Origin of the sequence: Micromonospora polyrhachis (assembly GCF_014203835.1) — a bacterium.
GTDB lineage: Bacteria > Actinomycetota > Actinomycetes > Mycobacteriales > Micromonosporaceae > Micromonospora_H > Micromonospora_H polyrhachis.
In genome coordinates, this window is sequence record NZ_JACHJW010000001.1 from 2,134,781 (window position 1) to 2,161,537 (window position 26,757).

Annotated in this window: 27 protein-coding genes; 9 read left to right on the top strand and 18 right to left on the bottom strand. The window is 69.9% G+C overall.

The genetic code is table 11. The features are described 5' to 3' along the window. Window positions 1-58: 58 nt before the first annotated feature. From FHR38_RS08820 to FHR38_RS08835, 4 genes are all read right to left on the bottom strand, one after another. On the bottom strand, window positions 59-499 hold the full coding sequence (locus tag FHR38_RS08820; protein ID WP_184534215.1) for an LppU/SCO3897 family protein: 441 nt from the start codon (window positions 497-499) through the stop codon (window positions 59-61). A gap of 116 nt (window positions 500-615) precedes the next feature. Then, window positions 616-1,620 carry an HAAS signaling domain-containing protein gene (locus tag FHR38_RS08825; protein ID WP_184534216.1) on the bottom strand — a complete coding sequence of 335 codons (1,005 nt, stop codon included), beginning with the start codon at window positions 1,618-1,620 and terminating at the stop codon, window positions 616-618. Beyond that, the gene (locus tag FHR38_RS08830; RefSeq protein ID WP_184534217.1) at window positions 1,617-1,949 is read right to left on the bottom strand and encodes a PadR family transcriptional regulator; all 333 of its coding nucleotides are present in this window, start codon (window positions 1,947-1,949) and stop codon (window positions 1,617-1,619) included. The genes FHR38_RS08825 and FHR38_RS08830 overlap by 4 nt, the downstream gene beginning before the upstream one ends. Before the next feature lie 32 nt (window positions 1,950-1,981). Further along, on the bottom strand, window positions 1,982-2,647 hold the full coding sequence (locus FHR38_RS08835) for a CGNR zinc finger domain-containing protein (protein WP_184534218.1): 666 nt from the start codon (window positions 2,645-2,647) through the stop codon (window positions 1,982-1,984). A 26-nt stretch (window positions 2,648-2,673) separates the two neighbouring features. On the opposite strand from FHR38_RS08835, the gene FHR38_RS08840 reads away from it, so the two are divergent. Continuing rightward, window positions 2,674-2,895, top strand: a complete 222-nt coding sequence (locus FHR38_RS08840; RefSeq protein WP_184534219.1) for a hypothetical protein — start codon at window positions 2,674-2,676, stop codon at window positions 2,893-2,895. Window positions 2,896-2,957: 62 nt separating this feature from the next. Here FHR38_RS08840 and FHR38_RS08845 read toward each other — a convergent pair whose 3' ends face one another. Continuing rightward, entirely contained in the window at window positions 2,958-3,632 is a 675-nt protein-coding gene (locus tag FHR38_RS08845; RefSeq protein WP_184539420.1) for an HAD family hydrolase, read from the bottom strand. A 216-nt stretch (window positions 3,633-3,848) separates the two neighbouring features. Between FHR38_RS08845 and FHR38_RS08850 the strand changes: the two genes are divergently transcribed. Beyond that, on the top strand, window positions 3,849-4,364 hold the full coding sequence (locus FHR38_RS08850) for a hypothetical protein (RefSeq protein WP_184534220.1): 516 nt from the start codon (window positions 3,849-3,851) through the stop codon (window positions 4,362-4,364). A gap of 122 nt (window positions 4,365-4,486) precedes the next feature. On the opposite strand, the gene FHR38_RS08855 is transcribed toward FHR38_RS08850, so the two are convergent. Further along, on the bottom strand, window positions 4,487-5,386 hold the full coding sequence (locus tag FHR38_RS08855; RefSeq protein WP_184534221.1) for an NAD-dependent epimerase/dehydratase family protein: 900 nt from the start codon (window positions 5,384-5,386) through the stop codon (window positions 4,487-4,489). 111 nt (window positions 5,387-5,497) lie between these two features. Here FHR38_RS08855 and FHR38_RS08860 point away from each other — a divergent pair, with 111 nt between their 5' ends. The 3 genes from FHR38_RS08860 to FHR38_RS31555 all read left to right on the top strand — a co-directional run bounded on the left by FHR38_RS08860 (window position 5,498) and on the right by FHR38_RS31555 (window position 6,829). Beyond that, window positions 5,498-6,184: a TetR/AcrR family transcriptional regulator gene (locus FHR38_RS08860; protein WP_184534222.1), complete on the top strand. Its 687-nt coding sequence runs from the start codon at window positions 5,498-5,500 to the stop codon at window positions 6,182-6,184. A 106-nt stretch (window positions 6,185-6,290) separates the two neighbouring features. Beyond that, window positions 6,291-6,563: a type II toxin-antitoxin system Phd/YefM family antitoxin gene (locus FHR38_RS08865; RefSeq protein WP_184534223.1), complete on the top strand. Its 273-nt coding sequence runs from the start codon at window positions 6,291-6,293 to the stop codon at window positions 6,561-6,563. Continuing rightward, window positions 6,560-6,829: a type II toxin-antitoxin system RelE family toxin gene (locus FHR38_RS31555; RefSeq protein ID WP_184534224.1), complete on the top strand. Its 270-nt coding sequence runs from the start codon at window positions 6,560-6,562 to the stop codon at window positions 6,827-6,829. Before FHR38_RS08865 ends, FHR38_RS31555 begins: the two co-directional genes overlap by 4 nt. 56 nt (window positions 6,830-6,885) lie before the next feature. Here FHR38_RS31555 and FHR38_RS08875 read toward each other — a convergent pair whose 3' ends face one another. The 5 genes from FHR38_RS08875 to eno all read right to left on the bottom strand — a co-directional run bounded on the left by FHR38_RS08875 (window position 6,886) and on the right by eno (window position 11,017). Then, entirely contained in the window at window positions 6,886-7,821 is a 936-nt protein-coding gene (locus FHR38_RS08875) for a Ppx/GppA phosphatase family protein (protein ID WP_312882529.1), read from the bottom strand. 54 nt (window positions 7,822-7,875) lie between these two features. After that, window positions 7,876-8,388: an amino-acid N-acetyltransferase gene (locus FHR38_RS08880; RefSeq protein ID WP_184534226.1), complete on the bottom strand. Its 513-nt coding sequence runs from the start codon at window positions 8,386-8,388 to the stop codon at window positions 7,876-7,878. Further along, window positions 8,385-8,981: a DUF501 domain-containing protein gene (locus FHR38_RS08885; protein WP_184534227.1), complete on the bottom strand. Its 597-nt coding sequence runs from the start codon at window positions 8,979-8,981 to the stop codon at window positions 8,385-8,387. Before FHR38_RS08885 ends, FHR38_RS08880 begins: the two co-directional genes overlap by 4 nt. Further along, window positions 8,978-9,616 carry a septum formation initiator family protein gene (locus tag FHR38_RS08890; protein ID WP_184534228.1) on the bottom strand — a complete coding sequence of 213 codons (639 nt, stop codon included), beginning with the start codon at window positions 9,614-9,616 and terminating at the stop codon, window positions 8,978-8,980. Before FHR38_RS08890 ends, FHR38_RS08885 begins: the two co-directional genes overlap by 4 nt. A 117-nt stretch (window positions 9,617-9,733) precedes the next feature. Continuing rightward, the gene (gene eno / locus FHR38_RS08895) at window positions 9,734-11,017 is read right to left on the bottom strand and encodes a phosphopyruvate hydratase (protein ID WP_184534229.1); all 1,284 of its coding nucleotides are present in this window, start codon (window positions 11,015-11,017) and stop codon (window positions 9,734-9,736) included. Window positions 11,018-11,275: 258 nt separating this feature from the next. Here eno and FHR38_RS08900 point away from each other — a divergent pair, with 258 nt between their 5' ends. Continuing rightward, on the top strand, window positions 11,276-11,980 hold the full coding sequence (locus FHR38_RS08900) for a hypothetical protein (RefSeq protein ID WP_184534230.1): 705 nt from the start codon (window positions 11,276-11,278) through the stop codon (window positions 11,978-11,980). A gap of 88 nt (window positions 11,981-12,068) precedes the next feature. Here FHR38_RS08900 and FHR38_RS08905 read toward each other — a convergent pair whose 3' ends face one another. Both FHR38_RS08905 and pdxR read right to left on the bottom strand, forming a co-directional pair. Beyond that, window positions 12,069-13,688 carry a DUF885 domain-containing protein gene (locus tag FHR38_RS08905; protein WP_184534231.1) on the bottom strand — a complete coding sequence of 540 codons (1,620 nt, stop codon included), beginning with the start codon at window positions 13,686-13,688 and terminating at the stop codon, window positions 12,069-12,071. Window positions 13,689-13,697: 9 nt separating this feature from the next. Continuing rightward, window positions 13,698-15,164, bottom strand: a complete 1,467-nt coding sequence (gene pdxR, locus FHR38_RS08910) for a MocR-like pyridoxine biosynthesis transcription factor PdxR (protein WP_221448961.1) — start codon at window positions 15,162-15,164, stop codon at window positions 13,698-13,700. A gap of 68 nt (window positions 15,165-15,232) precedes the next feature. Here pdxR and FHR38_RS08915 point away from each other — a divergent pair, with 68 nt between their 5' ends. Further along, window positions 15,233-16,279, top strand: coding sequence for a DMT family transporter (locus tag FHR38_RS08915; RefSeq protein ID WP_184534232.1), 1,047 nt, complete (start codon window positions 15,233-15,235; stop codon window positions 16,277-16,279). On the opposite strand, the gene FHR38_RS08920 is transcribed toward FHR38_RS08915, so the two are convergent. Continuing rightward, window positions 16,276-17,412: a sensor histidine kinase gene (locus FHR38_RS08920; RefSeq protein WP_312881985.1), complete on the bottom strand. Its 1,137-nt coding sequence runs from the start codon at window positions 17,410-17,412 to the stop codon at window positions 16,276-16,278. The genes FHR38_RS08915 and FHR38_RS08920 overlap by 4 nt on opposite strands. A gap of 1 nt (window position 17,413) precedes the next feature. Beyond that, window positions 17,414-18,067, bottom strand: a complete 654-nt coding sequence (locus FHR38_RS08925; protein ID WP_184534233.1) for a response regulator transcription factor — start codon at window positions 18,065-18,067, stop codon at window positions 17,414-17,416. Window positions 18,068-18,271: 204 nt separating this feature from the next. Between FHR38_RS08925 and FHR38_RS08930 the strand changes: the two genes are divergently transcribed. Beyond that, a complete protein-coding gene (locus FHR38_RS08930) occupies window positions 18,272-19,018 on the top strand; it encodes an ABC transporter ATP-binding protein (protein WP_312881986.1) in 747 nt (248 codons plus the stop codon). Between the two features lie 5 nt (window positions 19,019-19,023). Beyond that, a complete protein-coding gene (locus tag FHR38_RS08935; protein WP_184534234.1) occupies window positions 19,024-20,853 on the top strand; it encodes an FtsX-like permease family protein in 1,830 nt (609 codons plus the stop codon). Between the two features lie 324 nt (window positions 20,854-21,177). On the opposite strand, the gene FHR38_RS08940 is transcribed toward FHR38_RS08935, so the two are convergent. The 3 genes from FHR38_RS08940 to mfd are packed head-to-tail and all read right to left on the bottom strand — an operon-like array spanning window position 21,178 to window position 26,628. Beyond that, the gene (locus tag FHR38_RS08940; RefSeq protein ID WP_184534235.1) at window positions 21,178-22,239 is read right to left on the bottom strand and encodes a nucleoside triphosphate pyrophosphohydrolase; all 1,062 of its coding nucleotides are present in this window, start codon (window positions 22,237-22,239) and stop codon (window positions 21,178-21,180) included. 2 nt (window positions 22,240-22,241) lie between these two features. After that, complete coding sequence (locus FHR38_RS08945) at window positions 22,242-22,988, bottom strand: SurA N-terminal domain-containing protein (protein ID WP_184534236.1); 747 nt, start codon at window positions 22,986-22,988, stop codon at window positions 22,242-22,244. Window positions 22,989-23,001: 13 nt separating this feature from the next. Next, the gene (mfd, locus tag FHR38_RS08950; RefSeq protein WP_184534237.1) at window positions 23,002-26,628 is read right to left on the bottom strand and encodes a transcription-repair coupling factor; all 3,627 of its coding nucleotides are present in this window, start codon (window positions 26,626-26,628) and stop codon (window positions 23,002-23,004) included. Window positions 26,629-26,757: the final 129 nt, after the last annotated feature.

Consider the following 26,757-nt stretch of genomic DNA (forward strand, 5'->3'; position numbering starts at 1 on the left):
AAGCCGCAAAACGGCGGCGCGGTGGGACACCGCGCCGCCGTCACCCGTACGGGCCGAACTACTTCTTGACCGGCTCCAGGCACAGGACGTAACCGTTGCCGCCCTTCTTGCCCTCCCAGTAGAAGGTCTCGGCGGTCGGGTACGCGGTGCAGGGGTTGTCGGACGCCTGGAACTGAGCCTCGGTCTGGTCCTCCACCTTGCCGACCACCTTGTGTTCCGCAGAAGCGTCGTCACACTTGACGGTCTTCAGGTCGCTGCTGGTCTGGCCAGCCATGCAGTCACCGACCTTGGCCGTCTCCGGTGCACCGGAGATGTACTTCCACGCCAGGCCACCGAGACCGATGACCGCGAAGACAACCACCGCCCCGATGATCCGCTTGACGATGCCGCCAACCGGCGAGGACGACTTGGGCGCCGGGCCCGGCTGCGCCGTGGGGGCGTCCGGCGGGACCGGAGCACCCTGCTGGGGCGGGGTGGGTGGGGTGGCCTGCTCTGTCACTTGTGTTTCCTTCCGGGGGGTTGGGAGGAGCCGGCCGATTCGGCGGCTACTCCCCAGATGCAGGCGACACCGTAGCGACGTGGGCCGACATCCCGCATACCCCAGCCATCCACCGTTCAGCTAGTTGGTGAGGGGCTGACCGGTTGTTCCGGCGTTGTTTCGTCGATTCCCCCCGGCGATGTCACTTCAGGTCCCGGGGTCGTCACGCTCCGGCCTGGTTCGCCGGACGTACTCGACCCCGAGGGCGTCGGCGCACCTGGCTGCTCGATCCGGAACGGTGCCCCCTGCGGGCAGTACGGATAGGTCGCCCCCATCGATTCGGGAACGGCCACCTCCTGCTGGATGTCCTCACACCAGGGGTAACCCAGCCGGATGGGTCGACCGTCCTGATCGAACAGGCGCGCCCCCTTCACCAGGCGCCCCTGACTGTCGTAGACGTAAACGTCCCGAATGTCCTGGTAAGTGTTATCCGCAGAGGACGGAACGAAGTAGTCGCCTTCACGGCTCCGACCGTCCGCATCCGCGAAGGCGACGAAACCGAAGAAGACCAGCAGGCCGGTGGCCACCCTGATCGTCCACCTCGGCCAACGGCTGAATCCTCGACTGCGTCGACCGAACCAGATCGAGGCGACCACGCAGACGGCGAGCAGCAGCATCGCGCCGATAATGCTGCCGCCCAGCCGGGGCAGCAGACCGACCGACCACCCGCTCGTCGCCACGGTGATGAACATCGCCACCAGGTAGCCCCGCAACACCCACCACGCCGGCCGAAGCAGCCCGAGGAAGTCGCTGACTTTGGCGTACCCGATGATCGGACCAAGCTGGACGTCGGCGGCCCGCAGCCGTCGCTGGGCCACGACCACGGTCGCGCCGACCCGCTGGTCCAGGTTGCGACGGGCGGCGGCCGGACCGACGCCGGCGGCCAGCCGCAGTTCATTCGCGTACGTCTCCGGCGACCCGAGCCGCTCGACGAGCGACCCGTCGGTTTCGGCAGCCACCTCGGCGAGGTGTTCCGGCAGCTCTTCGAGCAACTCGTCCTGGGTAGCCACGGGCAGGTCGGCCAGCGCGACCCGGACCTGGTCGACGTAGCGCGCGATCTCCTGGTCAGTCGTGACGGTCATGCCGCCCTCCCCCGATCGTCGAGCAGCATGTCCATTGTGGTCGCGAAGGATCGCCACACCTTACCGGAGCGGGTGAGATGGTCGCGGCCGGCGGCGTTGAGCGAGTAGTACTTGCGGTTCGGGCCGGACTCGCTGGGGACCACGTAGGTGGTCAACAGACCAGCCTGGTAGAGCCGGCGCAACGTGCCGTAGACGGAGGCGTCGCCAACCTCGTCCAGACCGGCGGTACGCAGACGGCGCATGATGTCGTAGCCGTAACCGTCCTCCTCCTTGAGGACGGCCAACACCGCGAGATCGAGCACCCCCTTGAGCAATTGGGTGGTGTCCACGCCGGAACACTACAGCGCATAGCGCGGTACCGTCAACGATGCGGTAGGCGTGGCACCTGGGCCGGTGACACCGCCGGGGTCGCTCGCGACGCCGCACTCGTCGGCGCCGCCGGGTTCGCTCGCGACGCCGCACTCGTTGACGCCGCCGGGTTCGCTCGCGACGCCAGCATCGTCCGTGTCGACGAGGGGCGAGCGCGGTGCCGGCGCACCGCATCCCGGTTGGCACACCGGGCCGAACAGTAGCGCTGCCGGCCGCCCCGGGAGATGTCGGCGTAGACGGCAGTGCAGCCGGCCCGGTCACATCGTCCCAGCCGCCCCATGCCCCGCCCGGTGAGGTGCAGCGCGGTGCCGACGCTGACCAGCGCCCGCAACACCGTACCGAGCGAGACACCCTCGTCGCGGTAGTGCAGGTGCCAGCCGGTGCCTGCATGGTTGGACAACCGGGGGTACGTCGACGCCGCCGCGAGCATCCGGTTGAGCACCTCGGACCGAAGCTGCTCATCCTCGGCGTCGACGACTTCACACCACTGGTCGACCAACTCCAGCGCCTCGGTCAGGTCGTGCTCGGTCACCGGCATGTCGATGACGAGCCCTGCCTCGGCACACCGGCGCACCAACTCGTCGACCGAGGCGGGCCGCTGGTTGGCCAGCTCCACGATCAGGCAGACCGCGTCCTGTCCGTAAGGGTTGATATGCACAATGCCATTACACCAGGCTGATGGTCATGACCACCAGTGACGACCACACCTGGACCATCCGGTCCCGGCACCGAACCAGCACGGGCATCGTCAGTTACCAGTCCTGCCACTGCGGCCTGTGGCGGATAACCCACGGGACCGAGAGTGTCCTCGCCCACCACGCGGGTGCAGGCCAGCCCGGGATGACGACGCGGCGGTGGGCACCGGAGTCATCGCCGTACCCGGCGGTGCGCCGACCTCGGAAGTGATCACGCAGTCCGACGCTGCTCCAGACTCAGAAGTGATCACTCAGTCCGACGCTGCTCCAAACTCAGAAGTGATCACGCAGCTCGGCGAAGGCGGTCAGGTGCAGCACCCGCTCGTCTGCCGGGTCCAGCTCGTCGTACTCCAGCACCCACGTGTGCTGGTGCGGGATGAAGACCGCGTTCAGGCCCGCTCGCCGCGCCGGCAGGATGTCCGACTTCGGAGAGTTCCCGATCATCCAGGTCGCCTCGGGCACCAGTTCGTGCTCCACCACCAACTGCCGATAGACCTGCGCGTCCTTCTCCGCCACGATGTGCACGCTGGTGAAGTGGTCGGCGAGGCCGGAGGCGTCCAGCTTGCGCTGCTGCTCCTGGACCGCTCCCTTGGTCAGCAGCCACAGGTCGTGCCGACGCCCCAGCTCGGTCAGCGTGTCGGCGACCCCGGGAATCAGCTCGATCTGGCCCTCGACGAGCGCCACCGCCAACTCCTCGATCTCCCGCTGCTCGGCGGTGGTGGCCGGCCGCTCCCGCAGCCGGCTCAGGCAGTCACCCAGACTTCGCAGGAAGACCCGACTGCCGTACCCGTGGGCTACCGTGTTCGCCCGCTCGATGTCGTCGAGGATGGCCCGGATCTCGACCCGGTCCAGGGTCGGATGCGCCAGCCAGTCCAGGAAGTCTTCGATCACCCGCTCGAACAGGATGTTGTTCTCCCAGAGCGTGTCGTCGGCGTCGAAGACGAGCACCTGCCGGGAGGCGGTCTCCGTCAGGCCCGGCACACTGAGCAGCACCTTGTCACGATCAACACTCACACTGGCACGCTATCCGCCCCCGCAACCGGTTATGGCACCCCGGCCCGACCCGGCGAGACCATGCCCCCGCCATAGGGCACCGGTCGAAGCCCGTTAGGGTCCACTTCTGTCATCGACTGTCGGTGATGCTGACCGAGACGGGAGAGCGCCGTGCCTGGTCTACGGACCGCCCAGCGATTCCGCCGGACAGCCGCCCTCTTCGGGACCCTCCTGCTCACCACTGCCTGTCACATCGCAGACACCGCGCCAGAACGGGTGGATCTGGTGAAGACCTGGTGTGGCGCGAACGGGGAGATCCTGACCCTCAACGACGACGACACGTTCATGGTCGAACGGCTCTCCGAGCGCTACGCCAACGACATCCTGCATGACGACCACTACATCGAGGGTTACCGTCTCCGTACCGAGTTCGGCGGCGTCGTACCCGACTCCGCAGCGGGTAGTTGGGAGCTGGTGATAGCCGGCAACGACTACTTCAGCAGCCACGAGAGCCGGGTCGAACTGTCCTTTCCGGATTTTGGCAGCCAAGCCAGCACGGAATACAACGATCTCTTCTTCGAGTACGACGAGAACGGCCAACTGATCCTGGTCGTATCCCGTACGGACCCGCCCCGGTACGATCCGCTCTTCGCCAGCTGCCCCAGCCCGTCCGTGCGCCCGACGTGACGTCGCGTAGCCTCGGCCCACGCCTGACGCCCCGTCTGCCGCTCTGATCATGGTGAGGAATGGCCCCGTGGGGAGCCTTTTCTCACCGAGATCCAGTCGCTCGGCATCGGCGATACGGGGGGCTACGCCGCCACGGACGCGCGCAGCGCCTCGTCGAGATCGGTCGCCCGCATCCCGAACGTGGCGGTCGCCGCCGCCGAGTCCAGGACGAACGGCCGTTCGAACTGGTAGCGCATCTCCAGGAACTCCCGGGTGAACGAGTCGAACAGCGCCGCCGCACGGATCATCGGCTTGGGGATCTGTCGGACCGTGGGTTCGGGCAGCTTGGCGACCTTGGCCGCCCGGAGGACCAGCTCACGCGCCGTCATCGGTTCGGACGAGGGTACGTGCCAGGGCCGACCCCAGGCCCGCTCGTCGCCGGCGGCGACGACCATGAGCCGGGCGACATCCTCCGTGTACGTGAAGGTGTGCGGGATGTCCAACGGCACCGGCAGCCGAACGGTCTTGCCCGCACGTAGGGCCGGCAGCGACATTTCCAGCACCGAGTTCTTCGGTGCGATGAAGTCGGAGGCGCGGATCTCGGTGACCCTTATCCGACCGGCCCGGTGCGCGGCGAGGGCGTCCTGCCACATCCGTATCCGCACCTTGCCCTTGACCGTGGGTGCGGCGAGGGGCATGTCCTCGGTCATCGGGCGGTCGACCGGCCCGTAGACGTAGAGGTTGCCGGTGATGACCAGCACGGCGCCGCTGGCCTCGGCGGCGGTGAGCAGTGCGGCGGCCAACGGGGGCCAGTCGGTCGGCCAGGTGTGGTACGGCGGATTCGCGCAGTTGTAGAGCGCGACCGCCCCGGCGGTGAGCTGACGCAGCACCGCCGCGTCAGCGGCGTCGGCGACGACTCGTTCGATGTTGGGGTGCTGTGGCCCACCGCCGCTTCGGGTGATCACCCGAACCTGGTCGCCACGCTCGGCGAGCAGACGGGCGACGCTTGATCCGATGGTGCCGGCACCGACGATGACGTGCATGGTTGTCCCTCCACAAGCCACTTAGAGAGCAGCGCTCTCAACCGAGAACAACAATCGCAGATCATGCGACCACAGTCAAGAGCAGTGCTCTCGTATGCGACCATGGGACACATGAAAGCAGCCTCGATCCGTGCCCGCGTCCGTGCCGAGATGACCGACGAGATCAAGAAGATCGCCCGCCGCCACCTGGCCACAGAGGGCGCCAACCTGTCACTGCGCGCGGTCGCCCGGGATCTCGGCATCGTCTCGTCCGCCATCTACCGCTACTTCGCCAGCCGCGACGAGCTACTGACCGCCCTGATCCTCGACGCGTACAACGCGATCGGCGCGGCCGTCGAAGAACGCGAAAGGGCCGTCGCCCGCACCGATCTCGAAGGCCGCTGGATGGCGGTGTGCCACGCGGTACGGGACTGGGCGCTCGCCCACCCCCACGAGTACGCGCTGGTCTACGGCAGCCCGGTCCCCGGCTACCACGCCCCGACCGACACGGTGGCCGCCGCGACCCGGGCGGTAACCGTCCTGGCCGGCGTCCTCCAGGACGGTGCGACATCCGGAGTGCTACGTGACCAGGCCGACGAGAAGCTACCGGCCGGGGTCGCCACGGACGTGGCCAGGCTCGCCGCCACCATCGCCCCGGACGTGCCGCCTCCGATCCTCGCCCGGGGCCTGGCCGCCTGGGTGCAGCTGTTCGGGCTGATCAACTTCGAGGTGTTCGGTCAGCTCAACAACACGATCGAGCACCGGGACGCGTTCTTCACCTACCAGATGCGCGCCCAGGCCGCCCTGATCGGGCTGTAGTCCACCGAGCGGCACCCAACCCGGGTGGCCTGGTCAACTCGCCTTCACACGAATGCGACTCCCCGGACCGATCTTACGCGTACACGAAAGCGCGTACACTACGTTCATGGCCGAGAACACCGTAACTGTCCGGGAAGCCCGCGCACATCTCGCAGACCACATCAACCGGGCCGAGGAAGGCATTCCGACGGTCATCACGCGCAACGGCGCACCAGTGGCGGCCGTGGTTCCGATCTCGGACTTCGCAGCGCTGGAGGAAGCGGCCGACGTGCTGCTGGCCCGCGAAGCGGAAGCGGTCCTGGCCAAGGGCGGCCCCACCGTGACGATGGCGGAACTGCTGGCGGATCTGTTCACCGAACATGGCGGCGAAGCGGCGTGAAGTACGCCTTCCGGTTCACCACGGCAGCACAGCGGCAACTCCGGGCCATCGGCCGGCTCGACGCCATGCGCATCCTGACCGCGTTGACGGCGCTCGGCGACGACCCGTACCGCGAAGACGCCGACATCAAGAAACTCACCGGCCCCTCGGGGCTCTACCGGCTCCGGGTCGGTAGCTACCGGGTCGCCTACCAAATCAACAACGGCGAACTCGTCATCCTCGTCATCAAGGTGGGCGATCGGCGGGACGTCTACCGCAACCTTTAACGCCGCGCCCCGGCACCATCGCCTCCATTACCGACGGACGGTTCCGGATCCGCCCCTCAACGCGGGTCGGGTGCCAAAGACCAGGCGATACCGTCGAGGATGTCGTGCTCGCTGGCCACCACCGAATCCATCCCGGCCCGTTCCATGATCACCCGTAGCACCAGCGCACCCGCGCCGATCACGTCCGCCCGGCCGGGGTGCATCACCGGGATCGCCAGCCGCTGCGCCGCCGACATGGCGAGCAGGTCGGTGGTCACCCGGGCCACCTCGTCGTACGAGATCCGGGCGTGGTGGATCCGGCCCGGGTCGTACGACGTGAGCCCCTGGGCGATCGCCACCACGGTGGTGACCGACCCGGCCAGGCCGACCAGCGTCGCCGCCTCGCGTCCCGGCACCGCCGCCAACGCCCGGTCAACGGCGGCTGTGATGTCCGCCTCCGCCGCCGCGATCTGCTCGGCGGTCGGCGGATCGTCGTGCAGGTGCCGCTCGGTCATCCGGACGCAGCCGATGTCGACCGATATCGCGGCGTCCACCCCGCCGGAGCCGACCACGAACTCGGTGGACCCACCGCCGATGTCGACCACCAGGAACGGTGCCTCGGCGTCGGCGGGCAGGCCCCGCACCGCGCCGGTGAAGGAGAGCCGCGCCTCCTCGTCGCCGGTGACCACCTCGGGCTCGACCCCGAGCGTACGCAGCACCATCGCCCGGAACTCGTCGGCGTTCTCGGCGTCCCGGGAGGCGGAGGTGGCGCACATGCGTATCCGGTCCGCACCCAACGACTCGATCTCGGCCGCGTAGCCGGCCAACGCCGCCCGGGTCCGTTCGATCGCCTCCGGTGCGAGTCGGCCGGTGCGGTCGACGCCCTGACCGAGCCGGACGATCTCCATCCGGCGGGCCAGGTCGACCAGCGGAGCGCTGGGGCCGGCACTCGGGTCGGGCAGGTCGGCCACCAGCAGGCGGATCGAGTTGGTCCCGCAGTCGATCGCCGCCACTCTCTTCGTCACGGCGGCAACCCTAGTACGGCCGCCACGCATCGCCGTAGAGAGTCAGAGTCGCAGCAGCATCCGGGTGTTGCCCAGGGTGTTGGGCTTGACGCGTTCCAGGCCGAGGAACTCGGCGACACCCTCGTCGTACGAGCGCAGTAGCTGCTCGTAGACGGCCTGCGGCACGGGTGCCCCGTCGATCTCGACGAACCCGAAGGAGCCGAAGAACCTGGTCTCGAAGGTGAGTACGAAGACCCGCGAGACGCCCAACTCCCGCGCTGCGGTCAGCAACTCGGTCACGATCCGCTGGCCGAGCTTCAGTCCCCGGCAGTCGGGGTGCACCGCCACGGTCCGGATCTCGGCCAGGTCTTCCCACATGACGTGCAGTGCCCCGCAGCCGACGACCGTGCCGTCGGCGGGGCGGACCGCCACCCAGAACTCCTGCACGTGCTCGTAGAGCGTGACGGTGGCCTTGCTGAGCAGCCGTCGCCCCGAGCTGTACATGTCGATCAGCTCACGAATGCCCCGAATGTCACCGGTCCGGGCACGCCGGACGACGACCTCGGCGTCGGTCATCCGACGGCACGACCAGAATCAGCCGCCGCCTGCTCCGTCGGCTGCTCCGGCACCGCCACGCAGGGGCCGTCGACCCACCAGGGCTCCACCAGGTCGAGCGTCTCGTCGCCGAAGGGGTTGACCCCCGGCCCGGCCGCCAGGGCATGCCCGAGGTGCACGTGCAGGCACTTCACCCGGCCGGGCATGCCACCGGCCGAAATGCCCTCGATCTCCGGCACCTCGCCGACAGCGGCCCGCCGGGCCAGATAGTCCTCGTGAGCGGCCCGGTAACGGGCGGCCAGCTCCGGATCGGCGGCCAGCCGCTCGGCCATCTCCTTCATCACCCCGGCCGACTCCAGCCGGCTACACGCGGCGGTGGCCCGAGGGCAGGTGAGATAGAACAGGGTCGGGAACGGCGTACCGTCCGCCAGCCGAGGGGTGGTCTCCACCACGTCGGGCAGGCCGCACGGGCACCGGTGGGCCACCGCCTGGGTGCCGCGCGGCGGACGCCCGAGCTGGGCGGCCACCGCCGCCAGGTCACGCTCCGTCGCGGGTTCCCGCACCGGCGGCGGTACGCGGTCCGCCGCCGACCGGTCTGGTGGTACGACAGTCACTGGGTTGGCCTTTCGTTGGCAGCCTCGATACTCGACCAGAGAGTGCCGTACCAGGGATCGGGGGCGGGTTTACGCCATGCCTCCGGGTCGACTCCCGCGTCGCGGGCGGCCCCCTCGGGGTCGAAGAGCACCACGAGCGGCTTCTCTCCCGGCTCGACCATGTAGAACCGGGACTTTGCCTGGATCTTGACGAAGTCGTCGTTCTGCCACAGGGCGGCCTTTTCCGACAGTTCGTCGATGCGGGTGCGCTGGGCTCGCTCCGCCGCCTCCATCCGGGCGATGTCCGCCTCCTGGTTGAGGTAGACCCGTACCGGATAGGTGTATGCGAGCGCCAACGCGATCAGTACGGCCGCCAGCACGGTCATCCGGCCGGTGATCCGTCGGGGGCGGGGGGCCGAGGTCCGTTTCGTCCCGGCCGCAGCGGCGACCCGACGAGCCACCGCAGGACGGTTGACCGACCGAGGCGTATCACCGCCCCGGCCGGTGCTGGAGGCGCGGGACGAAGCACCGCGCACCTCGGCGCGTACCCCGGTCTCCCGGGACGTCCGGACGGACCGGGACGCCCCGCCGCTCCGGCCTGGCTGGCCAGGTCGGCGGGCCGGTCGTTGACCGCCCGGTGTGCGGCGCTGGTTCATCGTCGGCGCACCCCTCCCCCAACGGACCCGTTGTGGTTTCCGACGGGTCCGAGCCCAACTGACTCACCCAGACCCGTTGTGGTTTCCGACGGGTCTGGGTCTGGCTGGTCGACGCTGTCAGGCGGAACGGTAGCGCGGGAAGGCGCCCGCGCCGGCGTACCGAGCCGCGTCGGCCAGCTCCTCCTCGATCCGCAGGAGCTGGTTGTACTTGGCGACCCGCTCGGACCGGGCCGGGGCGCCGGTCTTGATCTGGCCGCAGCCCATCGCCACCGCCAGGTCGGCGATCGTGGTGTCCTCGGTCTCGCCGGACCGGTGGCTCATCATGCACCGGAAGTTGGCGCGGTGAGCCAGGTCGACCGCGTCGAAGGTCTCGGTCAGCGAACCGATCTGGTTGACCTTCACCAGTACGGCGTTGGCCGCGTTCTCCGCGATGCCCCGGGCGATGCGCTGCGGGTTGGTGACGAACAGGTCGTCGCCGACGATCTGGATCCGGTCACCGATGGAGGCGGTGAGGGTGGCCCAGCCGCTCCAGTCGTCCTCGGAGAGCGGGTCCTCGATCGACACGATCGGGTACGCGTCGGCCAGCTTGTGGTAGTAGGCCGTCATCTCGTCGGCCGACTTGGTGCCGCCCTCGAACGTGTAGGAGCCGTTCTCGAAGAACTCGGTAGCGGCCACGTCGAGCGCGAAGACGATGTCGGTGCCGAGCCGGTAGCCGGCCTTCTCGACGGCCTCGCCGATCAGGTCGAGCGCGGCGGAGTTGGTCGGCAGGTCGGGGGCGAAGCCGCCCTCGTCGCCCAGGCCGGTGCCGAGGCCCTTCTTCTTCAGCACCGACTTGAGTGCGTGGTAGACCTCGGTGCCCGAGCGCAGCGCCTCGCGGAAGGTGGGCGCGCCGATCGGCGCGATCATGAACTCCTGGATGTCGACGTTGGAGTCGGCGTGTGCCCCGCCGTTGAGGATGTTCATCATCGGCACCGGCAGCAGGTGAGCGTTGGGGCCGCCCAGGTAGCGGAACAGGCTCAGGTCGGCGCTCTTGGCCGCCGCCTTGGCCACCGCCAGCGACACGCCCAGGATGGCGTTCGCGCCGAGGCCGGACTTGTCGGCGGTGCCGTCGATGTCCAGCATCCGCTGGTCGATCAGCCGCTGCTCGCTGGCCTCGTAGCCGATGATCTCGTCGACGATGCGGTCCTCGATGTTGGCGACCGCCTTCTCCACGCCCTTGCCCTGGTAGCGGTCGGCGTCGCCGTCGCGCAGCTCGACCGCTTCGAAGGCGCCGGTGGAGGCACCGGACGGCACTGCGGCACGGGCGATCGTGCCGTCGTCCAGCCCAATTTCGACCTCGACGGTCGGGTTGCCTCGCGAGTCGAGAATCTCCCGGGCGACGATTCCCTCGATGGTGGCCACTGTGTCGCTCCTCGTTATCGATTTCAATCCGGTCCGGGCCGCGACGGTGCGGCTGAGGCATGTCGTGAAGCAGCGTATCCGGCGGGGCTGGTGTGGCGGGCGTTGCCTCCGCCGGTCGGGCCCGCACAGCCGTCGGTCGGGCCCGTAGCGGTCATCGGCTGTGCCCGCAACGGTCATCGCCCGACATACCCGGATTCTCCCGGCGTCAACCGGCAACCGGTTTGCGCCTACTCGGGCTGATCGACAAGGCTAGCGACCATGCCCGCCGTTTCGACCCCGCTCCGCGTCCTCACGGGATCGATCCTCGCCGTACTGTTGCTCTCTGGCTGCCAGGCCATCGAGGACGGCAGTCGAGTGATCGGCCGCGCCGACCTGATCAACGATCTCGCCGCCCGGCTGGACAACGCCGGTGAGTTGACCTACGCGGCGGACTATCAGCTCACCGGAGGTGAGAGTGCCTCGATCGTGCAGACCCAGAAGCCACCCCGCGCCGCCTACATCTACCCGGGCGGCAAGTTGACGGTGAGCGCCGAAGCGACCACCGACTGCGAGATCGGTAGCGCGAAGCCGACGTGCGTGCTCCAGCCGCCGCCGACGCAGCTCAACAAACCCTCGGTCACCGTCTTCGCCAGCGCCAAGCAACACGGGCTGGTCACCCCACCGGTGGTGGTCGGCCTGCTCACCACCGCCGCGCTCGACCCGAACGTCGTCATCGAGCAGACCGACACCACCATCGCCGGCCGGCATGCCACCTGCGTACGTGTCGAGGGCGGCACCGATCCGGGGGCCCCCACCTTCGACGCCTGCGTCACCACCGAAGGCGCGCTGGGCCGGTTCACCGGAACCCTGGACGGTCGGCAGGTCGACATGGCGCTGAGCCGCTACCGGACCGAAGTTGACGCCGGTGCCTTCACGTTGCCCGCCGGAGCCGGAATCGTCGACCGGCGCACCACGAAAGGCTGAGGTTCCACGAAAGGCTGGGGTTCCACGAAAGGCTGGGATCAGGCAGGGCCCTCGATACGAAGGCGATAGGGAGGGCCCCTTCCTAGCCTCACACCCCGAGCAGGGTGCGCAGGTGTCGGGGCGGCGGGGAGCCGTGCGCGAGCATCGCGTCATGCCACTGCCGGGCGGTGGTGCCCGCCGGGCGTAGTGCGGCGACCTCTGCGACCTCGGTGTAACCGACAAAATACGTCGACAGCTGCGTCGAGGTGAGCAGGGCCCGCCGCCACTTGCCGGCCGCCTCGCCCACCTCCTGGAACCCGCGCCCGGTCATCAGCGCCATCGCCTCCGCCTCGGGCAACTCCTCGCAGTGCACGAGCTGGTCCAGAACCGCGTTGAGGCTCATCCTCAGCCGCATCTTCAACTGCTGGATGCGGACCGGCAGGCCACCGAAGCCGAGGTCGGCCAGGGCCTCCTCGGCGTACACCGCCCAGCCCTCGACGAACGGGCCGGACCAGCCGAGCGACCGGACCCGGGTGCTGCCCCGATAGCGGCGGGAGTGGGCCAGTTGTAGGAAATGGCCGGGCATCGCCTCGTGCACGGTCAGGTTGCGGATCAGGTGACTGTTGTACTCCCGGTAGAACGACTCCACCTGCTGGGGCGACCAGTCGGCCGGGGTGGGCGCGATGCAGTAGAAGGTCGGCACCGACGCGGTCTCCAGCGGCCCGGGCGGGTCGCAGTAGGCCACCGCCACACCCCGGGCGAACTCCGGCATCTCGGCGATCACACACGGGTCGTCCGGGATCGACACCAAGTCGTGGGCCCGGACGAATTCGGTGGCCTCGATGAGGGTCCGCTCGGCCAGCGCCACGATCGTCGCGTCGGTCGGGTGCTCGGCGGCCAGCCGGTCCAGCGCCTGCCGTACCGTCTCGTCGGTCGCCGGACCACCGGCCAGCTCGGCGGCGGCGGCACGCAACTCCTCGGTGGTGCGGTCCAGGGCGTTCCGGGCCCGGTCCAGCACCTGCGTGGCGGAGAGTTCGGTGTCCAGGGTGTGCCAGAGCCGGGCCTCCCAGAGCCGCCGGCCCAGCCGGGGATCCCGACCCGGCCCGTCGTCGGCGCGTAGACCGGCACGCAGCCAGTCGGTGAACTCCTCCAGCGCCCGGACCGCCGCCCGGGCCGCCGGCTCGACCTCGCCGCGCAGCGCGGGTGCCTCGGCCAGCAGGGCGGGCAGCTCGCTGCGGATCAGCCCCGCCGTGCCGGCGAACTGCCCGACCGCCGTCTCGGCATGGATCCGCGGCATGTCGCGCAGCGTCGCGCGCGCGGTCGCCAACGCATCCGGTACGGCGGCCAGCCGGCCGGTCAGGCTCGCCAGGCGTACGTCGGCCGGGGCGAACGGCCGGGCCAGCAGGGCGTGCAGCAGCGCTCCCGGGTTGTGCCGCAGCGGATCCCACTCGTGGTCGCGCACCTCGGTCAACTCGAAGAGGTGCCGGTCCACCAGTGCGGTCAGCACCGCGTGGTCGACCTGCTCCGGCAGGTCGAGCCCATCTACGTCAACTTCGGACAGGGCGTTGCCGGCGTCCCGCAACATCGCCACGTCGGCGGCGACCGCGTCGGTGGACAGGTCCGGCAACCGGTCGTCGAACCGGTGGTCGCCGGACTCACTGGCCAGTACGGGGTCACTGCCCAGGATCGCATCGACGATCTGCTCTGAGACGGGTACGAAGGGTGGCATTCCAAGAATCTAATGGATCAGCGCCGCCAGCGTCCGCACAGCGCGGACGAGTTCGGCCGGTGAGTGCGCCGCGTAGCCCAGGACCAGGCCCGGCGGCTCCGGCCGAGGTGGTGTCCCATGGTCGGCCGCCGATATGGGCATCCGGAGCCGGGACAGCGCGAGCGGCCCGAGCCCGGCGGCCCGGGCGGCCCGCCCCCACGCCACGTCGTCGATCCCGTCGGGCAGTTCCACCACGAGGTGCAGGCCCGCTGCCACGCCGGAGATCCGGGCTTCGGGCAGATGCTGGCGTACCGCCTCTACCAGGGCGTCCCGCCGCTGCCGGTAGACCCGGCGGGCCCGACGCAGGTGCCGGTCGTAACCGCCACTGGCCAGAAACTCGGCGAAGGCCATCTGTTCCAGCACCGGTCCGCCCAGGTCGGCCGTGAACTTGGCGGTGCCCGCCACCGCCCGTACCGGGGGCGGCACGGCGAGCCAGCCGAGGCGCATCGCCGGGGCAAGCGACTTGCTGACCGAACTGATGTGCGCGACCAGCTCCGGGGCGAGCCCCTGAAGGCAACCCACCGGGTCGCGGTCGTAGCGGAACTCGGCGTCGTAGTCGTCCTCGACGATCAGCCCGTCAACCCGTCGAGCCCAGGCGAGGAGGGCCGCCCGGCGGGCCGGGGCGAGCACCACACCGGTCGGGAACTGGTGTGCCGGGGTGACCACGACCGCCCGTACCCCGGTTCGGTCGAGCGCTGCCACGTCCAACCCGTCGGCGTCGACCGGCACCGGCACCGGCCGCAGACCCAGGTCGAGAAGTTGATTGCGGAGGCCGAGACTGCCCGGATCCTCGAACCCCACCCGGGTCTCGCCCCGGCTGCGCAACACCGCCGCGACCACGTGAAAAGCCTGCGCCGCACCCGTGGTGACCAGCAGATTCGCCGCCTCGACCCGGGCCGACCGGACCCGACCAAGGTAGCCGGCAAGCTCGACCCGCAGCCGGGCCGCCCCGGCCGGGTCGCCGTAGTCGAGGACGGCGTCGGGTAACTCGCGCAGCGCCCGCTCGTACGCCCGCCGCCACGGCACCCGGGGGAACAGGGCGGTGTCCGGCACTCCCGGTCGCAGCGGCACCACCCCCTGGTCACGGTAGTCCGGCAACCCGTCCGGTCGGTCCTCGACCGGGCGCAACACGTCCAGTCGGGCCGCTCGCCGCCTCCGCCGCCCACCTGCCGGGACCGGGCCCGCCGACGGAGCGGCGACCACGGTCCCGGAGCCGCGTCGGGCCACCAGCCGCCCCTCGGCGACCAACTGCTCGTACGCCTCGACCACCACGCCCCGGGACAGGCGCAGGTCGGCGGCGAGGCCCCGGCTGGCCGGCAGGCGGGTGCCCGGGGCGAGCCGACCCCACACGATCGCCTCCCGCAGCGCCTCGGTGAGCTGGTCGGTGAGGCCGGGGCGGCTCCGGTCCAGTTCGATCAGCGTCTCCAGGGTCGACAAATTGGTCCTCTCCAGAGCCAGGCGATTGGACCTGAGTCCTGGTCCACCCGGACCCTAGCGTCAATCGCGTGAACCCCAAGGATCTTCGGGCCCTGCTGCTCTGCGTCGCCGGCATGGCGATCGTGGGCAGCTCGGTCTCGATCAGCCAGCTCATCCTCGACTACCCGCCACTGACCGGTCAGGCCCTCCGCTACGCACTCGCCACCGCCGTGCTGCTTGCCATCGCCCGCTGCTTTCCGCGACTCGGTGGGGGCGAGGTCGGCACAGGAGGCCGGCTGACCGGGCGCGAATGGGGCATCCTCCTCGCGCTGGCCGCGACCGGGATGGCCGCCTTCAACGCCTGCATCCTGATCGCCCTGCCCCACGCCGACCCGGCCGTCGTCGGCACCTTCATCGGTGCCGCCCCACTGGGCCTGGCGCTGCTCGGTCCACTGCTGCGCGGCGGTCGGCCGACGGTCCGGCTGGTGGCGGCGGCCGGAATCGTGGTCGCCGGCACCGCACTGGTACACGGCAGCGGCCGGTCAGACGTGATCGGCCTGCTCGCCTCGCTCGGCGCGTTCGGCGGCGAAGTCGCGTTCTCGCTGCTCGCCGCCATGGTGTTACCGAGGCTCGGCGCGGTACGCGTCGCCGCCTACAGTTGTGCGCTGGCCGTACCGCTGCTCCTGGTCACCGCCGTGGCCACCGGTGAACCGGCCCGCTGGCGGCTGCCCACCCAGGTGGAGGCGATCACCCTCGGCTACCTGGCCGCGTTGATGACGGTGGTCGCCTTCCTCGCCTGGTTCACCGGGCTACGTCGGTTGGGCGTCGAACGCGCCGGCATCCTCGTCGGGCTGATGCCACTGGCCACCCTGATCACCGCCGCGATCCAGGCCGGGCAGCTACCGGACCTCGGGCAGAGTCTCGGTGTACTGGTGGTCGCCGCAGGGCTCGCCGTTGGCCTGACCGCCCGCCACCGCTCTCCCGTCGATCAGCCCGACCTCCTGGCGGAGGGCGCGGATTCGAAGGTGACGATTGATCCCCTTGAGAGCAATCGTGTCAGACCTCAGGCCGTGGCCGGTGAGGCGGCCGGTTACTCACTGGGAAACAAATCGGGGTCGGCCGCAGCAACCGGTTAGGGGTCCGGTGTGATCCTGGGGAAGGCAATGTCGACAGCGAGGCCACCGTCGGGACGGGCGACGGCGGTCAGATTGGCCCGGTGGGCTCGCACGATCGCGCGCACGATCGACAGTCCCAGACCATGATGGCCGCCGTCGGCAGTGCGGTGCAGCCGCTGGAACGGCTCGAACAGCCGGTCGACCTGGTCGGGTGGGATGACCTGGCCGGTGTTCGCCACGGACAGGACGACCCGCCCAGCCTCGCGCCGTACGCCAATCTCGACAGTGCCGCCCGGCACGTTGTAATGGATCGCGTTGTCGCAAAGGTTGGCCAGCAGATGTGCGAGCAACACCGGGTCACCCGCTATCCGTACGGGCCGGAGCGCGCTCCGCACCCGCAGGCCGCGCCGATGCACGTCCGGTGCCCGGTCTTGGAGTGCCCCTTCGATCAGGCCGGTAAGGTCCACCGGCTCGTCCCGGCTGGTGGCTTCCTCGCTGCGCGACAGCGTGAGCAGCGACTCCAGTAACTGCCCCCGCTGGTCGGTGATGGCCAGCAGCCGCTCGAAGTTGGCCCGGAACGATTCCAAGCTGGCCCCGGGGTCGATCAGCGGCTCCTCCAGCAACGCGCGTTCGACTGTCAACGGCGTCCGCAGTTCGTGGGCGGCGTTGGCAACGAACCGCTTGTGCGCGTCGAGAGCGGTCTCCAACCGGCCGAGCAGCCCGTCCACCGTGTCTGCGAGGTCTTTCAGCTCGTTGCGACGGCCGGGCAGGGACAGCCGCTCGTGCACGTTGCGTTCGGAGATCTGGTGCAGGCGCTCGGTCATGGTCAGCACCGGACGCAGCATGCGGCCGGCGATCAGCCAGCCCAACAGCAGCGATAACACCGCCATGATCGCCAGCGCGATGCCGGGCAGGACCAGCATCTCTGCGGAGAAATCATGGACGCGGGATGCGGTCCCGCCGTCGCCCGCCCCGGGCGGGCCCTGGTATGGCAACGGTAGTGCGGGCGGCCCGGGCCTCGGCCGCACCAGGCGCGGGCTCAGGCTGCTGGCCAGGGCGTACATGATGACCAGCAGAACGGCGCTGGAGACCACCGAAACCAGGCAGTACAGCAGCGTCAGCCGGAGTCGCAGCGGGTGCCGACCGAGCTGCACGTCAGATCCGGTAGCCGGCTCGGGGGACGGTCTCGATGACCGGTGGGTCGCCGAGCTTGGCACGCAGCCGATTCATCGTGGCTTTCACGGTGGTGGTGAACGGATCGGCAGCCTCGTCCCAGACCCGGTCGAGCAGTTCCTCGGCGGACACCACCCGACTGCCGCAGCTCAGCAGGTACTCCAGCACGGCGAACTCCTTCGGGCTCAACGACAGGCGACCCCCGGCGCGGGTGGCTGTCCGCTGTGCCGGGTCCAACCGCAGGTCGCCGTGGACCAGGACAGGTGGCGCGGCGGGCCGGGAGCGTCGGCTCACCGCCCGGATCCGGGCCACCAGTTCGGCGTAGGCGAACGGCTTGGGCAGGTAGTCGTCGGCACCCAGATTCAGCCCTTCGACCCGCTCGGCGAGCGTGCCCGAGGCGGTCAGCATGAGCACCCGGGTCAGCGTTCCGCGGTTGACCAGGGTTCGGCACACGTCGTCTCCGTGCACCACGGGAAGATCCCGGTCCAGGACGATGACGTCGTACTCGACCACCGTGGTTCGCTCCAACGCCGATCCGCCATCGTAGGCGACGTCGACGGCCATCCCTTCCCGCCGCAGCACCCGGGCCACCGAGTTCGCCAGGTCGGGTTGGTCTTCCACCACGAGTACCCGCATCACCCACACCTCCCCGTGACCATCGCTGTCCCGGTCCGAGGCTAACCGCGCGCCTGTCACAGCCCGGTCACAGCGGCGCGGACTCTGCCGTGACCGGCCGCCACGTAAAACGTGTCCGGTGACACCGCGTGTCGGTGCGGGCGAGCGGATGCCCAGCCGGCTTGCGGCAGGTGAGAAGAACTGGACCCACTGAAGGAGTGGATCGTGAGCGACACCGCCGACACGCCCGTGCTGAGCACCCGTGGGTTACGGAAGGAGTACGGCAAGGGGGAAGGGCTGGTACGCGCCGTCGACGGGGTCGATCTCGACGTCGGCGCGGGAGAGACAGTGGCGATCATGGGGCCCAGCGGCTGCGGTAAGTCCACGCTGCTGCACCTGCTGGGCGGGCTGGACCGACCCTCGGGCGGCAAGGTGTTGCTGAACGGCCGGCGTATCGACAACATCGGCGAAAAAGCCCTGGCCAGGATGCGGCGAACCGACGTCAGCTACGTCTTCCAGTCCTTCCACCTGATGGAGGAACTCACCGCCGTCGAAAACGTCGAACTGTCGGCACTGCTCGCTGGACGGTCGCCGAGGGCCGCCCGTCGGCGCGCGGAGGAGTTGCTGGATCAGCTCGGGCTCGCCGGCCGGTCGCGCTTCCTGCCCTCCGCGCTCTCCGGCGGCCAGCGGCAGCGGGTCGCGGTCGCCCGGGCACTGAGCAACGAGCCGCTGGTCGTTCTCGCTGACGAACCGACCGGAAACCTGGACAGCGCCGCCACCCTGGACGTCCTCCAGCTCTTCAAGGACCTGCACGAGTCCGGGCAGACGCTGGTCATCGTCACGCACGACGCGCGGATCGCGGCCACCGCGGACCGGATGTTCTCGATGCGCGACGGCACGCTCGTCGACGATACCCAGCTGACCGGTGACGCCACCGGGCAGCTCGGCGCGCTCGTCGGACTGGAGGACTGATCGGAATGGGTCGCATCCTCCTCGTGGTCCGCCTGGCGCTGCGTGACCTCCGACGGCGTCGTAGCGAAGCCGTGCTTCTGCTGATCACCATCCTGGCCGCCACCACGACACTGACGCTCGGGCTCGTTCTGCGCGACGCGGCCAGTGATCCGTACGAGAACACCCGGGCGGCAACCAAGGGACCCGACGTGGTCGCCACCATCGGTCAGTCCGCCGACCTCGCCAGCCTTGAGAAACTGGCCACCGCCTCCGGCGTCACCGAGCACAGCGGACCGTACCCCGTCATCGCCGAAAAGCTCGGGGCGTCTGGCCGGACATCGGACGTGCAGGTCGAAGGGCGCGACGCCACCAGCGCGGCGGTCGATCAGCCCGAGGTGACGCAGGGCAGTTGGGTCAGCGACGGTGGCGTGGTGCTCGAAGCCGCCTTCGCCAACTCGCTCGATGTGGGTGTTGGTGACTCGGTCACCCTGGGCGATAGGTCGTTCAAGGTCGTCGGCGTCGCGGTCACCGCCGCCATGCCGCCCTATCCCGGGGCATCCTGCATCGTCTCCGTCGGCTGCATCAACGGTGCCATCCCGCAGGACCAGCAGCTGCCGGCGGGGTTGCTGCACAATCCCGGGCTGGTCTGGCTCACTCAGGCCGATGTGCGCAGCCTCGCCTCGGCCGCCCAGGGCTCGATGTCCTATGTGATGAACCTGAAGCTGGCCGACCCGGACGAAGCCCAGGCATTCGTCGACTCGATCGGCGGCGATCATGGCGGTGCCATGTCGATGCAGACCTGGGAGAGCATCCTCGCCGACGCCACCGACCTGGCCCGCGACTCCCAGATCCTGCTGCTGATCGGTGCCTGGCTACTCGGCCTGCTCGCCGTGGCCAATCTCTCGGTGCTGGTCGGCGGCCGGATGGCCGACCAGACCCGGCGCGTCGGACTCCTCAAGGCGGTCGGCGGCACCCCGGGCCTGGTCGCTGTCGTACTGCTCGCGGAGTATCTCCTGGTGGCCATCGTCGCGGCGGCGGCCGGGCTGACGATCGGGGCGCTGACCGCTCCGTTGCTCACCGAATCGAGCGCGGGCCTCGTCGGCAGCGCGGGGACCCCGTCGTTGACCTGGTTCACGATCGGTTCGGTGACCGCCGTGGCACTCGGCGTCGCGGTGGTGGCGACCGCTGTTCCGGCCGTACGCGCGGCCCGCTCCAGCACCGTCAGCGCGCTGGCCGACGCGGCACGCCCACCTCGCCGCACCGGCTGGCTTATCGCTCTCTCGGCGCGCCTGCCCGTCCCGCTGCTGCTCGCTCTGCGGGTCGCCGCCCGCCGGCCGCGACGGGTGGTGCTGGGCGTGGTCAGCATCGCGGTCACGGTCAGCGGGATCTACGTCCTGCTGGTGCTCAACGCCTTCCTCGGCGATCAGTCGGACGCTGGCGGATACGACGAGAGTCAGGTCGCGACCCTGCGCCAGGTGCTCGGAGTCTGGACGGTCGTCCTGCTCTCCCTGTCGGCGGTCAACGCCATCGTCATCACCTGGGCGACGGTGCTCGACAACCGGCATGCTTCGGCGCTGGCACGCGCCCTCGGTGCCACCCCGCAGGAAATGACCGTCGCTCTGGCGGCCGCGCAGGTGCTACCCGCGCTCGTCGGTGCCGTCCTGGGGGTCTTCCCAGGAGGCTGGGCGCTGTTCGCCGCCATCAACGCAATCACCGGCGGAGACAGCGACAAGGCCACGCTTCCGGCGCCCTGGCAGCTCGTCGGCCTGGTGCTGGCAACCGTGCTGGCGGTGGCGGCGCTCAGTGCCGTACCCGCCCGCCTCGGCGGCCGCCGGCCCGTGACCGCGACTCTTTGAGCCAGGCCGAAATGATTACGAAGGTGGGTGGGACGCCCCGACCGCACGCACTATCAGCGTTCCCAGGACTGCACAGGCCGGACGCGGTGGTAGTAGATCGTGATGTCCTCGGGCGCATGGAGCCGCTGGTCGTCATCGCCACCAGCGTGGAGCAACAACACCCAACCGGGCTTCAGGCCAGCGGGTCTGGTGATGATGAAGGGCCCCGTACCGTTCTGTGCCCAGACCTGATCCCCGACCCGGACGCTGTGACCATCTTTGGTGCGATACGTCGATGCCATACGGCATTGATACCAGCGATATCGATCGCTGCACCATGCCTGATCACACCAGGTCGGACCCCGAAACGTTGTCCGACACTTCGCGTTCGGCGGCACGTACGGCGTCGGCGTAGGCCAGGGCGGCCCGGCGCAGGGCCGCCTCGGCGTCCAGCCCGGCGGCCCGGGACTGCGCCACGATCGCCAGCAGGCTCGCCCCGAGCCGGGTCTCGGCATCCGTCGCCTCGGGCTGCGGCACGTCGAGGCCGGCCCGCGCCGCCCGTTCCAGGATCTTCTCGGTGAGCGCCAACGCCGGCTGGCTCAACGCGATCCCGTCCAGCACGGAATCCCGGGCCTTCTCCGCCTTCTTGATCTCTTCCCAGCTGGCGGTGATCTCCTCCACCGTGCCGGCCTGGGCACCTGCGAAGACGTGCGGATTGCGCCGGACCATCTTGTCGACCAGCCCACCGGCCACGTCGTCGACGGACCAGCGCTCGTCCTCGGGCAACTCCTCGGCCAGCCGGGCGTGCAGCACCACCTGCAACAACACGTCGCCCAACTCCTCACGGAGTGCCGCGAGGTCGCCAGCACCGATCGCGTCGTACGCCTCGTAGCACTCCTCCAGCAGGAACCGGGCGAGCGTGGCGTGGGTCTGTTCCCGCTTCCACGGGTCACCGCCGGGCGACAGCAGCCGGTCCATCACCGCGACCGCGTCGAGCAGCCGGGCACCGGGCGGATCCCAGGAGCCGTACATCAGCTCCAGCTCGGCCAGCCCCGGCTCACGGGCCAGCCGCAACCCCAACTCCCGGGCCAGGGTCTCGTCGCCGGACGGGCCGGCCAACCACACCGCCGTGCCATGCTCGGCAGCGGCGGCCAGCAACGCCTCCACCGGCCGAGCATCCGGATCCACCGGCCGAGCATCCGGATCCACCGGCCGAGCATCCGCGTCGACCCGGGACCCGTCGCCGAGCACGGTCACCTCGGCGCCCGCCACGCGCACGGCCGTGGTCAGCTCGCTCTCCGCCCCGGCGAAGACCGGATTGGCGCGTACGACATCCCAGGCCGCCGCCGTGAGCAGACCCGCCGGCAGCCGGGGCGAGGTGACCAGGAGTACGACCCGCGCGGTCATCGTCACTGAGCGGCGGGGCCGGTCACGTCCGACACCGGGGCGGCCGAGTCGACGTAGGGCAGGGCATAGGTCCGCGATCCCACATTTGGTAGGTCGATGTAAACCGGTGCGCCAACCGGACGGAACCTCGGGTTGACGGTGGTGCCGACCTGTTCCGCTCGCTGAGCCAGGGCGGCGCTGACGGCGGACGCGCCGCTGATCTGGTTACCGAGCGCATTCCGCACCTGCGCGATCGGAACGTTGGGCTTGAGCACGCCGTCGTCGACAAGCGCCTGGTAGGCCAACGTGACCCGGTCATCGGTGAGTTCCACCGATGGCAACTGCTCACGCAGCCCGATGTAGATGTCGACCCATTCGGCCCACAGTTGGACGTACTCGGTCGTCGGCGACAGCCGAAGCACCCCGGCAGCGTTGACCGCGTCAACCTCGTCGGTGACCCGGATGTTCTTCTCGGCCACGACCTGCTTGCCGAGTTCGAGGCTCACCAGCAGGTCCACCACGTTCTGTCGGCTGATCGGCGACTCGACCCGCGCCGGTGGCGTCTCGCCACGCTGGGCGAACTGCTCCCGTTCCGTTTCCTGGAACCGCTGGTCGGCGTCGGTATAGATGGCGTCGACCCGGTCCATCGAATACGTGGTGTCGCCGACGTAGGCGGCGACGGTGGGGGCGGACCGGGCACAGGCACCGAGGCCGATGACCCCGAGGGCGGCCACCGTGACGACGGCGACGAGACGACGAGCACGCTGCATGGCCGCCACTCTCTCACGCACCGGGGGTTCCGGTGGGTACCGGGTCACCGAGAACATCGGAGAGTAGTTGGGCGCACCAATCCAGCAACGCCTGGTCGCGCAGTGGCTCGCCGCCGATCCGGCGGGTGCTCGGCCGGGGCACGCTCACCTGGTCGGTGGCCTGCTTGTAGACCGAGTCCGGGTGGTAGCGCTTGAGCCGTAGCTGCTTCGAGTCGGGCAGCGCCAGCGGCGAGAAGCGCAGATGCTTGCCCTGCACGGAGACGTCGCTGAGGCCGTACCGGCGGGCGAGTAGGCGGAACCGGGCCACCGCGACCAGGTTCTGCACCGGCTCGGGCGGGGTGCCGTACCGGTCGGTCATCTCGGCGACGACCTCACGGAGCCGGTTCTCGTCGCGGGCCTCGGCGAGCTTGCGGTACATCTCCAGGCGCAGCCGTTCGACGCCGACGTAGTCGTGCGGCAGGTGCGCGTCCACCGGCAGGTCGATCTTGACGTCGACCTCCTCCTCCGGCCGCTCGCCCTTGAACGCCTGCACCGCCTCGCCGACCATCCGGACGTAGAGGTCGAAGCCGACCCCCTCGATGTGCCCGGACTGCTCGCCGCCGAGCAGGTTGCCCGCGCCTCGGATCTCCAGATCCTTCATGGCTACGTACATGCCCGCGCCCAGCTCGGTGTGCTGGGCGATGGTGGCCAGCCGCTCGTGCGCGTGCTCGGTCAGCGGCTTCTCCGGCGGGTAGAGGAAGTACGCGTACGCCCGCTCCCGACCCCGGCCGACCCGGCCCCGGATCTGGTGCAACTGGGACAGGCCGAGCAGGTCGGCCCGCTCCACGATCAGCGTGTTGGCGTTCGGGATGTCGATGCCGGACTCGACGATGGTGGTCGAGACCAGGACGTCGTACTCCTTCTCCCAGAAGCCGACCATCACCTTCTCCAAGGCGTCCTCGCCCATCTGGCCGTGCGCCACCGCCACCCGGGCCTCGGGTACCAGCTCCCGCAGCCGACGAGCGGCCCGGTCGATCGACTCGACCCGGTTGTGCAGGTAGAAGACCTGGCCGTCACGGAGCAGTTCCCGGTGGATCGCCGCCGCCACCTGCCTGTCGTCGTACGCCCCGACGGAGGTCAGCACCGGGTGCCGTTCCTCGGGCGGGGTGGCGATGGTGGACATCTCCCGAATCCCGGTGATCGCCATCTCCAGGGTCCGCGGGATCGGGGTGGCCGACATGGTGAGCACGTCCACTGCGGTCCGCAGGCCCTTGAGGTGTTCCTTGTGCTCGACGCCGAAGCGCTGCTCCTCGTCGACGATGACCATGCCGAGGGACTTGAACCGGGTGGCCGACTGGAGCAGCCGGTGGGTGCCGATCACGATGTCGGCGGTGCCGTTGGCCGCCGCCTCCAGGGTCAGCTCGGCCTCCTTCGGCGTCTGGAACCGGGACAGCTGCCGGATGCTTATCGGGAACTGCCCCATCCGCTCGGCGAACGTGTTGTAGTGCTGCTGCGCCAGCAGGGTGGTCGGCACCAACACCGCCACCTGCTTGCCGTCCTGCACCGCCTTGAACGCCGCCCGTACCGCGATCTCGGTCTTGCCGTAACCGACGTCGCCGCAGATCAGCCGGTCCATCGGGGTGGACTGCTCCATGTCCCGCTTGACCTCTTCGATCGCCGCGAGCTGGTCCGGCGTCTCCGTGTACGGGAAGGCGTCCTCCAGTTCCCGCTGCCAGGGGGTGTCCGGGCCGAACGCGTGCCCCTGGGACGCCTTCCGGGCAGCGTAGAGCTGGATCAGCTGGGCGGCGATCTCCTTGACCGCCTTGCGGGCGCGGGCCTTGGCCTTCTGCCAGTCGGAGCCGCCCATCTTGTGCAGGGTCGGGGCCTCGCCGCCGACGTACCGGGAGAGCTGGTCGAGCTGGTCGGTCGGCACGAAGAGCCGGTCACCGGGCTGCCCGCGCTTCGAGGCGGCGTACTCGATGACCAGGTACTCCCGGTCCGCGCCGTTGACCTTGCGCTGCACCATCTCCACGTACCGGCCGATGCCGTGCTGCTCGTGCACCACGTGGTCGCCGGTCTTCAACTCCAGCGGGTCGATGGTGTTGCGCCGCCGGCTGGGCATCTTGCGCATGTCCCGGGTGGTCGAGCCGCGCCCACCGGTGATGTCGTTGCCGGTGACGACGGCGAACCGGGATGCCTCGTCGAAAAAACCGTGGTTCAGCGAGCCGCAGGTGATGATCAGCTCGCCGGGTTTCGGCGCGGCGGTGATCGTCGCGGCGGTCGCCACCCCGAGCCCGGCGTCGCGCAGCACCTCGGCCGCGCGCTGCGCCGGCCCGTGCCCCTCGAAGACCAGGGCCACCGCCCAGCCGTCTCCGGTCCACCGCTTCAGGTCCTCGACCACCCGGCTGGTTTCGCCGTGATAGAGCGGCGTCGGCTGGGCGGTCAGGGTGACCGGGATCGTCTCGTCGGGTGTGACACTGACCTGGGCTGGCTCGTCCTCCCAGGGCGCGACAGCCGGTGCAGACTCGGCCTGCACCAGGCCGAACGGGGACACCGACCACCAGGGCTGGCCGAGTCGACTCGCGGTGGCGCGTACCTCGGCGAGGGTCTTGAAGGCGGCGGCGCCGAGGTCGATCGGGGCCTGGCCACCGACGGCGGCTGCGGCCCAGCTGGCCTGGAGGAACTCCTCCGAGGTACGGACCAGGTCGTGCGCCCGGGTGCGGATCCGCTCCGGGTCGCAGAGCAGTACGTGGGTGCCCGCCGGCATGCAGTTGGGCAGCAGTTCCAGCGAGTCCGGCCCGATCAGCACCGGGGCCAGCGACTCCATCCCCTCCACCGGGATACCCTCGGCCAGCTTGTCCAGGATCTCGGCCAGCTCGGGGTGCTGTTCGGCCAGGGCGGCGGCCTTGTCCCGCACGTCGGTGGTGAGCAGCAGTTCCCGGCACGGCGGGGCCCAGAGCCGGGGCACCGCGTCGATGGTGCGCTGGTCGGCGACGGCGAAGGTACGGATCTCCTCCACCTCGTCGCCCCAGAACTCGACCCGGGACGGGTGCTCGTCGGTGGGCGGGAAGACGTCGAGGATGCCGCCGCGCACCGCGTACTCGCCGCGCTTGGTGACCAGGTCCACCCGGGCGTACGCCAGGTCGGTCAGCCGCCGGGCGATCGTCTCCAGTTCCGCCTCGGCCCCGACGGCGAGCTGGACCGGTTCGAGGTCGCCCAGCCCCTTGAGCTGCGGTTGCAGCACCGAGCGAACCGGGGCGACGACCACCCGCAGCGGCCCGCCGCTCTCCTCGATCTCCGGGTGCGCCAGGCGGCGCAGTACGGCCAGCCGGCGGCCCACCGTGTCCGACCGGGGGGAGAGCCGCTCGTGCGGCAGCGTCTCCCAGGACGGGTAGACCACCACCTGCTCGGCGGGGAGCAGGCTGCCCAGCGCGCTCGCCAGATCGTCGGCCTCCCGGCTGGTGGCGGTGACGGCCAACACCGGACGACCCGCGCCCCCCTGGGCCGTGTCGGCCGCCACGGCGGCCACGATGAACGGCCGCAGGGACGCCGGGGCGGTCAGGTCGAGCGCGTCGCCCCGCTCCTTGCGGGCAAAATCACGGGTACGGGCCAGCGCGGAATCGCCGAGGGCCGCGTGGAGCAGACCGGCGAGCGTCGTCATCGATCACAACCTCTGCATGCGCACGACAATCACCCCGCCTCCGGCCGGTACGGGGGTAAGCCGGCCGGGCAGAGCGGGGAAGGTGAACCTTTCCACCCTATCGCCGTACGGCGATCATGCCGGCATGCT

What these genes read in the sequence shown, in the direction of transcription:
- FHR38_RS08825 (WP_184534216.1), bottom strand. Translation starts at nt 1,620, where the DNA reads ATGACCGTCACGACTGACCAGGAGATCGCGCGCTACGTCGACCAGGTC.
- FHR38_RS08840 (WP_184534219.1), top strand. Translation starts at nt 2,674, where the DNA reads ATGACCACCAGTGACGACCACACCTGGACCATCCGGTCCCGGCACCGA.
- FHR38_RS08855 (WP_184534221.1), bottom strand. Translation starts at nt 5,386, where the DNA reads ATGCACGTCATCGTCGGTGCCGGCACCATCGGATCAAGCGTCGCCCGT.
- FHR38_RS08860 (WP_184534222.1), top strand. Translation starts at nt 5,498, where the DNA reads ATGAAAGCAGCCTCGATCCGTGCCCGCGTCCGTGCCGAGATGACCGAC.
- FHR38_RS08865 (WP_184534223.1), top strand. Translation starts at nt 6,291, where the DNA reads ATGGCCGAGAACACCGTAACTGTCCGGGAAGCCCGCGCACATCTCGCA.
- FHR38_RS08880 (WP_184534226.1), bottom strand. Translation starts at nt 8,388, where the DNA reads ATGACCGACGCCGAGGTCGTCGTCCGGCGTGCCCGGACCGGTGACATT.
- FHR38_RS08890 (WP_184534228.1), bottom strand. Translation starts at nt 9,616, where the DNA reads ATGAACCAGCGCCGCACACCGGGCGGTCAACGACCGGCCCGCCGACCT.
- FHR38_RS08900 (WP_184534230.1), top strand. Translation starts at nt 11,276, where the DNA reads ATGCCCGCCGTTTCGACCCCGCTCCGCGTCCTCACGGGATCGATCCTC.
- FHR38_RS08905 (WP_184534231.1), bottom strand. Translation starts at nt 13,688, where the DNA reads ATGCCACCCTTCGTACCCGTCTCAGAGCAGATCGTCGATGCGATCCTG.
- FHR38_RS08925 (WP_184534233.1), bottom strand. Translation starts at nt 18,067, where the DNA reads ATGCGGGTACTCGTGGTGGAAGACCAACCCGACCTGGCGAACTCGGTG.
- FHR38_RS08935 (WP_184534234.1), top strand. Translation starts at nt 19,024, where the DNA reads ATGGGTCGCATCCTCCTCGTGGTCCGCCTGGCGCTGCGTGACCTCCGA.
- FHR38_RS08940 (WP_184534235.1), bottom strand. Translation starts at nt 22,239, where the DNA reads ATGACCGCGCGGGTCGTACTCCTGGTCACCTCGCCCCGGCTGCCGGCG.
- FHR38_RS08945 (WP_184534236.1), bottom strand. Translation starts at nt 22,988, where the DNA reads ATGCAGCGTGCTCGTCGTCTCGTCGCCGTCGTCACGGTGGCCGCCCTC.
- mfd (WP_184534237.1), bottom strand. Translation starts at nt 26,628, where the DNA reads ATGACGACGCTCGCCGGTCTGCTCCACGCGGCCCTCGGCGATTCCGCG.